General features: G+C 40.8%; 11 protein-coding genes and 1 pseudogene. 5 read left to right on the top strand and 7 right to left on the bottom strand.

Features of this window, described 5'->3' with window-relative positions; all coding sequences use genetic code 11:
- Positions 1–2: 2 nt before the first annotated feature.
- Complete coding sequence (locus tag B3J29_RS13700; RefSeq protein ID WP_286965873.1) at positions 3–1,562, top strand: PepSY-associated TM helix domain-containing protein; 1,560 nt, start codon at positions 3–5, stop codon at positions 1,560–1,562.
- A 378-nt stretch (positions 1,563–1,940) separates the two neighbouring features.
- On the opposite strand, the gene B3J29_RS13705 is transcribed toward B3J29_RS13700, so the two are convergent.
- The 6 genes from B3J29_RS13705 to B3J29_RS13730 form a co-directional block, all read right to left on the bottom strand.
- Complete coding sequence (locus B3J29_RS13705; protein ID WP_286965875.1) at positions 1,941–2,834, bottom strand: copper resistance protein B; 894 nt, start codon at positions 2,832–2,834, stop codon at positions 1,941–1,943.
- Complete coding sequence (locus B3J29_RS13710) at positions 2,821–4,713, bottom strand: copper resistance system multicopper oxidase (RefSeq protein ID WP_286965877.1); 1,893 nt, start codon at positions 4,711–4,713, stop codon at positions 2,821–2,823. Before B3J29_RS13710 ends, B3J29_RS13705 begins: the two co-directional genes overlap by 14 nt.
- 39 nt (positions 4,714–4,752) lie before the next feature.
- A complete protein-coding gene (locus B3J29_RS13715) occupies positions 4,753–5,178 on the bottom strand; it encodes a hypothetical protein (RefSeq protein ID WP_286965880.1) in 426 nt (141 codons plus the stop codon).
- Between the two features lie 118 nt (positions 5,179–5,296).
- Complete coding sequence (locus B3J29_RS13720; RefSeq protein WP_286965883.1) at positions 5,297–6,172, bottom strand: MBL fold metallo-hydrolase; 876 nt, start codon at positions 6,170–6,172, stop codon at positions 5,297–5,299.
- A gap of 2 nt (positions 6,173–6,174) precedes the next feature.
- A complete protein-coding gene (locus tag B3J29_RS13725) occupies positions 6,175–6,591 on the bottom strand; it encodes a DUF6691 family protein (protein WP_004785743.1) in 417 nt (138 codons plus the stop codon).
- A complete protein-coding gene (locus B3J29_RS13730; protein WP_004785742.1) occupies positions 6,592–7,008 on the bottom strand; it encodes a YeeE/YedE family protein in 417 nt (138 codons plus the stop codon).
- Positions 7,009–7,112: 104 nt separating this feature from the next.
- Between B3J29_RS13730 and B3J29_RS13735 the strand changes: the two genes are divergently transcribed.
- Entirely contained in the window at positions 7,113–7,424 is a 312-nt protein-coding gene (locus B3J29_RS13735; protein ID WP_004785741.1) for an ArsR/SmtB family transcription factor, read from the top strand.
- Between the two features lie 62 nt (positions 7,425–7,486).
- Here the strand turns inward: B3J29_RS13735 and B3J29_RS13740 are convergent.
- Positions 7,487–7,738: pseudogene (locus B3J29_RS13740) on the bottom strand (ABC transporter ATP-binding protein); the annotation flags it as partial.
- 197 nt (positions 7,739–7,935) lie between these two features.
- Here B3J29_RS13740 and B3J29_RS13745 point away from each other — a divergent pair.
- The 3 genes from B3J29_RS13745 to B3J29_RS13755 all read left to right on the top strand — a co-directional run bounded on the left by B3J29_RS13745 (position 7,936) and on the right by B3J29_RS13755 (position 10,050).
- Positions 7,936–8,805, top strand: a complete 870-nt coding sequence (locus B3J29_RS13745) for an SDR family oxidoreductase (RefSeq protein ID WP_004785736.1) — start codon at positions 7,936–7,938, stop codon at positions 8,803–8,805.
- 229 nt (positions 8,806–9,034) lie between these two features.
- Positions 9,035–9,199 carry a hypothetical protein gene (locus tag B3J29_RS13750; RefSeq protein WP_004785734.1) on the top strand — a complete coding sequence of 55 codons (165 nt, stop codon included), beginning with the start codon at positions 9,035–9,037 and terminating at the stop codon, positions 9,197–9,199.
- A 173-nt stretch (positions 9,200–9,372) separates the two neighbouring features.
- Positions 9,373–10,050 carry a type 1 glutamine amidotransferase domain-containing protein gene (locus tag B3J29_RS13755; RefSeq protein WP_004785731.1) on the top strand — a complete coding sequence of 226 codons (678 nt, stop codon included), beginning with the start codon at positions 9,373–9,375 and terminating at the stop codon, positions 10,048–10,050.
- Positions 10,051–10,398: the final 348 nt, after the last annotated feature.

Below are 10,398 nucleotides of genomic sequence, written 5' to 3' on the forward strand. Positions count from 1 at the left end.
CCATGCATAAATCTGTCCGTCAATCCATGGCATGGCTACATTCATGGCTAGGTTTAAGTTTTGGCTGGCTGCTCTTCGCGATCTTTTTAACAGGTGCGGTCACTTATTATCGCCATGAAATTACAATGTGGATGCAGCCACAATTTGCCACGATGCAGGTTAACCAGGAAATTGCTTTAAAAACTGCTTATAGCTATTTACAGCAACATGCACCTGATGCACAGAACTGGTATATCGGGGTAGCGAATCAGGATTTACCGGTTAATAAAATTTATTGGCAAACTGCAGAGGGTGCTTATCAACTTAAAACCTTGGATGCTATGACAGGTAAGGAATTAACGCTTTCGGCTACACAGGGGGGAGATTTTTTCTATAACTTTCATTTTCAGCTATATGGCGTACCTTATACCATTGGCCGTCTGATTGTCACCATTGCTGCATTCATCATGTTGATGACCCTGATTTCCGGAATCATTACTCATAAAAAAATTCTGACCGACTTCTTTACTCTGAGAGCTTTTAAAGGACAACGTTCCTATCTGGATTTTCATAATGTCAGTTCCGTCATTGCGCTACCGTTCTTTTTAACTATGACTTTTACTGGACTATCTATTTTCTTTTATATTGTTTTGCCTTCTGGCATGAAGCAGCTATATCCAGAAAATCCATTTCAATATTTTGAAGAAATCCGAACCAAAAATGTGCTTGCTCCCTCTGCTGTGCCCATTAAAACGGAGATGTTACCGATTCAACATTTTATCACTACGGCGCAGCAGCACTGGGGAAAATCAGAATTTGACAATATTACCGTGAAGCAGCCGAATACCCAGCTGGCAAAGATTACCTTAACCGAATTGAAAGATCATTCTATTACCCGCAATCAGGCACAACTCGTATTAAATGCGACGACGGGCAGATTGCTTGAAAACACTCGTAATGACAGTGCAATTGCTACCCTGAATGCCGGAGTATATGGTTTGCACATGGCACGTTTTGCTGAACCTGTTTTACGTTTAGCCCTATTTTTCTCAGGCATATTAGGCTGTGCCATGATCGCTTCCGGATTATTGCTCTGGAGCCTGAAACGGCAGATGCAGAAAAAATCGGATCGTTTTCACTTTGGATATTATCTGGTGAATCGTCTGAATATCACCATGATAATTGGTTTACCTATTGCCATGCTGGCTTATTTTTATGCAAACCGTTTAGTTCACATTCCTGTAGGCACAACAAATTATGAAATCTATATCTTCTTTGGTATTTGGCTGAGTAGTTTTATCTTGGCCTGTTTAACGCCACAACAGCATTTATGGAAAACGCAGCTTAAAATTCTCATCTGTGCCGCTTTTATGCTTCCATTCATCGACCTATATTATTTATGGTCTCAGCATTATCTGGATTCTTTTGCAAACTATTGGCTGTTTTTGCGTATCGATCTGATGCTCTGGATCTTGGCACTTCTCGCTTACTTCCTACATCAGAAAATTACACCTATCCAGCAAAAAGCTGTTCATAAAATTCAGGCCAAGCTTAGAACTGCACAGCAGGAGTCTTCTTCATGATATGGATGGCAATAGTAGGACTGATCTGGATGGCCTGTTTTGGTTTTTATGCAGTGAGTGAAAAACAGATTTTAAAAACCAGACAATCTCGATATTCTTTTCTTGTGAGTTATCCGGTCATCGTTAAATTGATCTCAGGCAGTCTTTTACTATTGGTATTGTCCCTTTTACGAACTCAATTCAGTAGTAGTATTAGCTTTATGGCACTTTGGGTTTTTATAAGTCCAATCGTATTTATATTTATTCTGAAGATGAATAATTTAAAACAAAGAAAAATTTAAAAGTTTATAAAGGCCTTAAGAATAAGATATAACTGAGTATATGAGGCGAGAAAATGATTTTTCCGCCTCATAAATATTAGCTTATATACATATCTGTTTAGAACATCATTCTTAAACCGATTCCATAACGCCAGCCCTGTTCAGAATCAGATGCGTCCTGCCATGAGGTGTGCTCATTACCCTTGGAATATTCATAAGCAATATCAAGATAAGGCATGATCTTTTTATTGATTTCATAACGAGTTTCCAGACCGAATGCCGCATGACTTATTCCAGTCTTTTTGGCATTGGCTGCTTTATCCTTCAGAATGAGGTCAACTTCAAAATAAGGCTGCAAAATCAGTTTTTGTGTGAGTAGCAGATCACGCTCTGTTTCCAATTCAAGCCCGATAAAATCATCTTCACCAAGATACAGATGTGTATTGGTTTCAAAGAAATACGGCGCCAGTCCATGGAATCCAAACACTGCATCTACATGTTCACTATCTTGCCCAGCATTAGGCTGCCCCAAACTTTCCTGACGATAGCGAAGACCCGCCTGAGCATCCCAGAAATCTGAAATATTCCGGCTATACAGAGCTTGGACTGCATATTTTGTTGTTCTGGATTCTTGTTTGTCAGCTTTGAGTTTAATGAACAGTTTATTTTCATCCGTGCCAATCCGAAGCTCATTCTCAGACTGTAAACCTCCCTCACCTTCTGAATTTTTGATCCATGTATTGTCCAGTTTGACCCACGTATAAATTTGCCCTCCATGTTCCTTGCGATGATCATGCTCATTGGAATAGGTTGAAGCTGAATCTGGAATTAAATTTTCAGCAACTTCCGGTGCTACTGAAGTTAAATGATGCTCTGACGATTGGAGTGATTGTCGATGATGCATCGAATGATCAGCATGCTGTTGAGAACTTTCTTCAGCAAAAACAGCAATATTCCCCAACGCCAATACACTAGCCAAAACAGGTTTCAAACAAAGATTAATGGTGCGCATGAGCATCTCCTTGTTTTTCTGATGGTTTTGGCATGTGATGATTGGAATGATCTTCTCGCACAGTATCCTGAGTCGAAACGCCATTTTCCTGAACATTCGCTACAATCAGTTTATTCATCATGCCGGCAGTCATGTGATACAACAGATGACAATGAATTGCCCATTCACCTAGTTCATTTGCAGTCAGCAAAGTCGTAACGGTTTTTCCGGGTGGGACAATCACTGTATGTTTATTCGGCATATCTATTGCAGACTGGCCATTTTCGAGCTGCATGAACATGCCATGTAAATGCATTGGATGTGCCATCATACTGTCATTGATAAATTTCAGCCTGATCCGTTCCCCAAACTTCACTTTAAGCGGCTCTGCTTCATTAAATTTCTTGCCATTCATGGTCCAGATATACCGTTCCATGGTGCCGCCTAAACGAATCACCAATTCACTTTCTGCTTCGCGAGTATCTTTTTGCGGAGTTAAAGATTTGAGATCGCTATATTGCAAAGCTTTATGCCCGGCAGGTGTAGAGGCGTTGGCCCAGCCGTAAACTGGTTGCTGCGTAGAAGTTTTGGCATCTTTTTCATGTTGCCTATGCCCGGTCATATTTGTGTGATTCACATCATCCAAAGCGGATGAAGTATCTGAATGCTCGGCATGATTATCTTCCCCTTGCTCGACCACTTTGGCTGATACATGCTGCTTATACCCCATCATCGTATGTTCATTATCTTTTTTGACATTTATGTCATGACTAGCATGATTCTGATGATTCATCTGCTCGTGTTCTTCACCCTGCATGTTGCCATGTCCCATATCTTCCATGGTCAATAAGGCACGAGGACGGGATATAGGTTTGTGTATGGCATGATGAACTGGCTTTAACTCATTCTGTAAGCTGCCAATCGCAAAACCAGAACGGTCAATCGATTCAGCTTCAATCTGATAGTGTTCCGCAGCGGGCTCCACAATCACATCATAGGTTTCTGCGGCACCAATGCGGAATTCATCGACAACTACAGGTTTGACAGGCTGCCCGTCTGCACTGACGACTGTCATTTTTAACTGTGGAATACGCACATCGAAAAATGACATGGCAGAGGCATTGATAAAACGCAGTCGCACTTTTTCATTCGGTTTAAACTGTGCCATCCAGTTCTGTTCAGGCGTTTTTCCATTCACCAAAAAGGTATAGCCGGCTACATCAGACAGATCAGTTTTCAGCATGCGCATCTGATTCCACATTTTGCGATCATTCCAGGTGGCTTTAAGCCCTTCCCGTTTGATTTGCTGAAAAACATCGCCCAGAGTTTCACGCTGATTTTGATAATACTCGGCAGATTTTTTTAAATTATTCATGATCTGCTGGCCGGACTGCTCATGAAATTCTGAAAGCATGACCACATAATCACGCTTGGTCTGCTCATGTGCAGGAACTTCCGTCTGGTTTTTGGGATAGATCACAAAGGCGCCATAAAGGCCGTCCTGTTCCTGACCCTTGGAATGGGCATGATACCAGTAGGTTCCACTCTGACGAATTTTAAAGCGATAGACAAATTCCTGATCAGGTGCAATGCCCTGAAACCCGTTAAAACCCGGGACACCATCCATCAGGCCGGGTAGCAATAAACCATGCCAATGAAGAGAACTTTCTTTATTTTTTAGTTTGTTTTTAACGCGAATAATCGCCTCATCACCTTCCTCAAATTCCAGTAAAGGTGCAGGAAATTTTCCATTCACTGTAATACGTTGTACCGTTTTACCAGTGAGATTGACTGGACCTTCTTCAATAACCAGCTGATATTCTTTTACAGCAGCAAATAATGAAGACGAAATCACTAAACTTAAGCCCAATAACAGGCTTTGACTAATTTTAATCGACATAACTTAATCCTTGATTTATTAAAATATAAATAACGAGGATTAAGCTTTAGGTGGGCGCAGTATTTCCTGCCAATACCCGGCAAGGTGCTTGGCTTGATAATTAGAAATAAAAGTAGTTTCTAAGGCATGAATCTCAGGGAGAGTTAACTTCGAAATTTCCACATCGATCCAGCTACTCAGGTTATGGCAAGAGCTATAAATACAATCCGGACAGTCATCTTTGTGCTCGTTTAAGTCGGAGTGGCAATCCATGTCCTGACTCATATCATGAGCAGAACCATGCATAGCTTGATGCTGGCTATGTAACTTCTCTATTTTTGCCATTTCCTGACAATGGGAACTCATCTGCTTCGCTGACGTTTCCAGATGCATCGTTTTTACTGAAGCAACAGACATGCCGCTCCAGCCTACGGCGAAGACCATAAGCATCACAAACCAGATCTGTTTAAAGAACTGTCTGAGCACGATGCACCCTGAAAATATAAAAATGAGTTAACCCAAATAGCATAGGGTGGAATATTAAAATTCGCAAACTTTATAAGCGCTTAATTTAAAGATTAATATTTTGTTCCTGATAAATTGATCACTTCTTAAAATAATTTAGCGGCAGCTTCAAATAAGACACATCATTGTTTTCTGGCATTGGAAACTGTCCTCCATTCATATTGATCTGGATCGCAGGCAAAATCAGTCTAGGCATACTTAGACCCGCATCACGCTGCTCTCGCATCTGTACAAATTCAGATTTGCTAATCCCTTCACGGATATGGACGTTTTGCTGTTTTTGCTGCTGAATCGTCGTTTCACATTGATATTCATGACGTGACTCTGGCAAATAGTCATGACATAGAAATACCCGGGTACTTTCCGGGAGTTGAAATAGCTTGTGAACAGAATCATATAAAACCGAGGCACTGCCATTTGGAAAATCACAACGAGCCGTGCCATAGTCAGGCATAAACAGTGTATCCCCTACAAAGACGGCATCACCAATCACATAGCTTAAACAGGCAGGTGTATGTCCTGGCGTAGGAATATTATAAACTTCCAGTTCACCAATCTTGAAATGCTCACCATCTTCAAACAGATAGTCAAAAGGCTGATGCGCATTGATCTGTTTCATGTCCAGATGATAAATCTCGGCAAAAGTTTCCTGCACCAGCGAAATTTTCTTACTGATTGCAATCTTGCCGCCTAATTGCTGTTTCAGATATGGGGCGGCTGTCAGATGATCAGCATGAACATGGGTTTCCAGAATCCATTCCACGGTCAAACCTTGTGATTTTACATAGGCAATCATCTGATCCGCATGCTCGGTCGATGTGATGGCAGACGCAGCATCGTAATCCAGCACGCTATCAATAATGGCACATTGGGCAGTTTGAGGATCACTCACTACATAACTAAAAGTATTGGTATTTTTATCAAAAAATGCTTTGACGTGTGACTGCTGTGTCATATTTATACTCCTGCCCATTTACGGTGAATCCAGACCCCAAGCATCATAGCTGCCATAAAATACAAGGCTTGATAATGTCCCAAACCAATCAGGGTAAAACTGGGTGCCGGACAAATGCCTGCAATTCCCCAACCGATACCAAATAATAAACTACCCGACAGCAGTTTAGGGTCAATCTTTTGATGCTTTGGTAAATCAATGGGTTCATTAAATAAAGTGGTTGGATTTGGATTATGTTTAGCTTTCTGGAAAGGAATAAACGCCACCAGAATAGCCCCCATCATGACAAAGGCAAGGCTGGCATCCCAATCCCCAAACAGATCCAGAAAATCCAGAACTTTTTCAGGATTAGACATGCCTGAGAGCATTAAGCCGACTGAAAACAGGCCACCAAATAGAAAAGCGAATAGATTTTTCATTTAAATAGCTCCAACCAGATGACGAACAACATAAACCGTGATAAATCCCGCCAGCATAAAAGACCCGGTCGCAACAAAGGAGCGATTTGACAGACGGCTAATCCCACAGATGCCATGCCCACTGGTACAACCTGAGCCTAAACGTGTACCAAAACCGACCAGCAAACCGGCAATGACCATCATCCATGGGCTGGCATTCAGCTCAATTTCTGGCTGAAACAAAACGCCGTAGATAAATGGAACTATAAATAGTCCTGCTAAAAACCAGACCGCAGGAGTTTTGAAAATCGTCTTTCGATTAAGTACTTGCCCAACCAAACCACTCACGCCCGCAATATGGCCATTGACATACAGATAGCCGACCACTGAAAGACCAAGCAGTAATCCACCGAGAAACGCTGCCAAAAAGTCATGCATGAGCATATCCTACTTACAATATATATTTTTATATTATATAATTAAAAATATTAATAAAGACAGTTTTTGAATATTGCGTGACTAATACAAATACAGGTTTTTATATGACAGCAGATGAAACTCAGACACGTATTGATTTTTCTCAGGCTCATGTAGTGAGCGAACGCTTAAAAGTGTTGTCGAATTCTGACCGTCTGAAAATTCTATGTGTACTGGTCGATAGTGAAATGAATGTACAACAGATTGAGCTACAAACTGATATTCACCAACCTACTCTCTCGCAACAACTTACCGTACTCCGAAAAGCCGAAATGGTCAGCACGCGTCGTGAAGGCAAACAGATTTTTTATCAGCTTTCCGACCCCAAATTACTCACCCTGATGCAAACCTTATATCAGCTTTATTGCAAGGCTTAAGTGATAAGAAAAATCTTCATTTATCTATAATTGAAGAATAAAACTTCTTAAATATTTAAAAGTTAAGTATTTTCAGGAATATCTGCTGGAGCTGTTTTGGTATCACTTTGAATCAGACCTTCAACTAACTTGATAGTGCGGTCACCACTAACAGACAAGCGCGGATCATGAGTCACCAGCAAAATGGCACAGCCCTGTTCCTTATTTATTTTACGAAACAGTTCAAAAACTTCAGACGCGGTCTGGGTATCCAGGTTCCCGGTTGGTTCATCGGCCAGTAACAAGGCAGGTTCTGTAATGAGGGCACGAGCAATTTCTTAAAAGAAACCCGATATTTCATTCTAGAAGTCGACTTTAAATAACTCAAACATACAGTTTTAAAGTGTCAATTTAAGCTAAATGTATAAATGCTAAATCTTGCACAGATTCTGTTATGAAGTGTTGAGTCTGATTTAATCCCAACTAAAAGCTCCTAATATATTTTTTCATCAAGAGCAATCAAGGAAAAAATATGAATAACTATCCTGAAACTCCAGCTTCAACTGAAACCCAAGCCCATCAACCGGGTGACCAGACTAAAATGAATCCTATCCCGGAAGTCATTAAAGAAAATTATAAAGGTAGCGATAAATTAAAAGGCAAAGTAGCACTCATTACAGGTGGTGACAGCGGGATCGGTCGCTCTGTATCAGTATTGTTTGCCCGTGAAGGTGCCGATATTGCCATTTGCTATCTGGATGAAGACCGAGATGCGCTTGATACCAAAAAAATGGTTGAAGCAGAAGGACGCCGTTGCATGTTGATTCAATGCGATTTACAGCATCCTGATGAAATCAAAAAAATGGTTGAGCAGACCCTTCAGGAATTTAAAACCATTAATATTCTGGTAAATAATGCGGGTGTACAGTATCCGCAGGACAGTATTACTGATATTTCTCCAGACCAGTTATTCAAGACCTTTAATGTCAATATCCTGTCCATGTTTCATCTAACTCAGGCGGTGCTTCCGCATATGCAGGCAGGTGACAGTATTATTAATACGACCAGTATCACCAGCTATCATGGGCATGACACGTTGATAGACTATTCGAGTACCAAAGGCGCGATTACTTCATTTACTCGCAGCTTATCTACCAATCTGGCGAAAAATAAAACCGGAATTCGTGTGAATGGTGTTGCACCAGGCCCAATCTGGACACCACTCATTCCAAGTAGCTTTGATGAAGAACAACTGGAAGATTTTGGTAAACAGACACCAATGGGACGTATGGGACAACCGAGTGAGGTCGCTCCTGCCTATTTATTTCTGGCCAGTGAAGAAGCCAGCTATATTTCAGGTCAGGTTATTCATGTAAATGGCGGCAGTATTATTAACGGCTAATCAAAGTTTGAAAGTAGATAGCGGTCTTTTAGGTCGTTATCTACTTTTTTATTAATTATTTGATATGTTTTAGATTCAGACACCTTTCAAAGGACAGAATTTGATGAATATCAATAAAATTCATCTTAAAGCTATAAAACAATTCAAACAAATCCTGACAGATGATTACCCGCGCCAAAATCATCCCTTGTTATAGTGATTTCAGACCCTACCTGATGAGGATAGTAAAATGTCTAGAGGTGATAAATCGGCTTATACCGAAAAGCAAAAACGGCAGGCTAAGCATATTGAAGACAGTGAAAAAGATCGTGGTCGTTCTGAAGACGAAGCAGAACGTATTGCTTGGTCGACTGTGAATAAGCAGGACGGCGGTGGCAAGAAAAAGAAAGGCTAAACTGTCTAAAATTCAAGGAAAGTGATGCTATTGATTTAGCATCATTTTAACTATCCAGATTTTATTCTTTTTATTTTTAAACAATCGAAAAAATCTGATTGCGTTAGGAAGTCAGATTCGTTCCTTTGTTTCGTTATTTCATCAAGTCATTCAAGATAATTTTAAGGAAAAATATGAAAATTCTGATTGTATTAACCTCACATGATCAACTTGGCGAAACGGGTAAAAAAACCGGATTCTGGCTCGAAGAACTCGCCGCGCCTTACTACACTTTTATTGATGCAGGCGCAGACGTAACATTAGCCTCTCCTGCTGGTGGCCAGCCACCACTTGATCCAAAAAGTAATGAACCTGATGCGCAAACCGAAACAACCAAACGTTTTGAAGCAGATGAAGTGGCTATGCAGGCACTTGCCAATACGCATAAATTAAGTGAAGTGCTAAATCAGGATTTTGATGCGGTCTTTTATCCGGGCGGTCATGGACCGTTATGGGATCTGACCAAGGACCAGCATTCTATTTCCTTAATTGAACAGACTCTACAGACCAATAAACCTGTGGCACTTGTCTGTCATGCACCGGGTGTACTTCGCGATGTTAAGAATGCAGAAGGCCGACCTATTGTCGAAGGCAAATCAGTGACCGGTTTTAGTAATACCGAAGAAGATGGTGTTGGGCTGACTGATATTGTGCCATTCTTAGTTGAAGATACGCTGAAAGAAAAAGGCGGACAGTATTCCAAGGCTGAGGACTGGCAGGTGCATGTACAGCAAGATGGCCTGTTAATTACCGGACAGAATCCGGCATCTTCTGCCGCAACGGCTGAGGCGCTGTTAAAGTTATTAAAATAAGATTTCATCCAGATATAAGTCATTGTAGGTCAGTTATTTATTTACTGGTTAAAAACCCTGATGTGATGTCACATCAGGGTTTTTATTAGTTTTATGCCGAAATTCTAATTCGCTACTGCTGCTGTTGATGCAGTTTGTTTGCACTCATATTTTAACTGTTAGGACTCAGGTTTTTTTATTTAAAGCAAACTATGGGACAGCAGTGATCGAAAGATTCCTTTTTTATTTTGACTATGTCATTCCTTAACAGGCTTTGGCATCCGGCTGCACGGTTTTAGGCAACTCACGACGTAGAATTTTACCGACTGTAGACTTTGGCAATCCAGACACAAACTCAATATATTTTGG

Origin of the sequence: Acinetobacter sp. UBA5984 (assembly GCF_002429925.1) — a bacterium.
Taxonomy (GTDB): Bacteria; Pseudomonadota; Gammaproteobacteria; order Pseudomonadales; family Moraxellaceae; genus Acinetobacter; species Acinetobacter variabilis.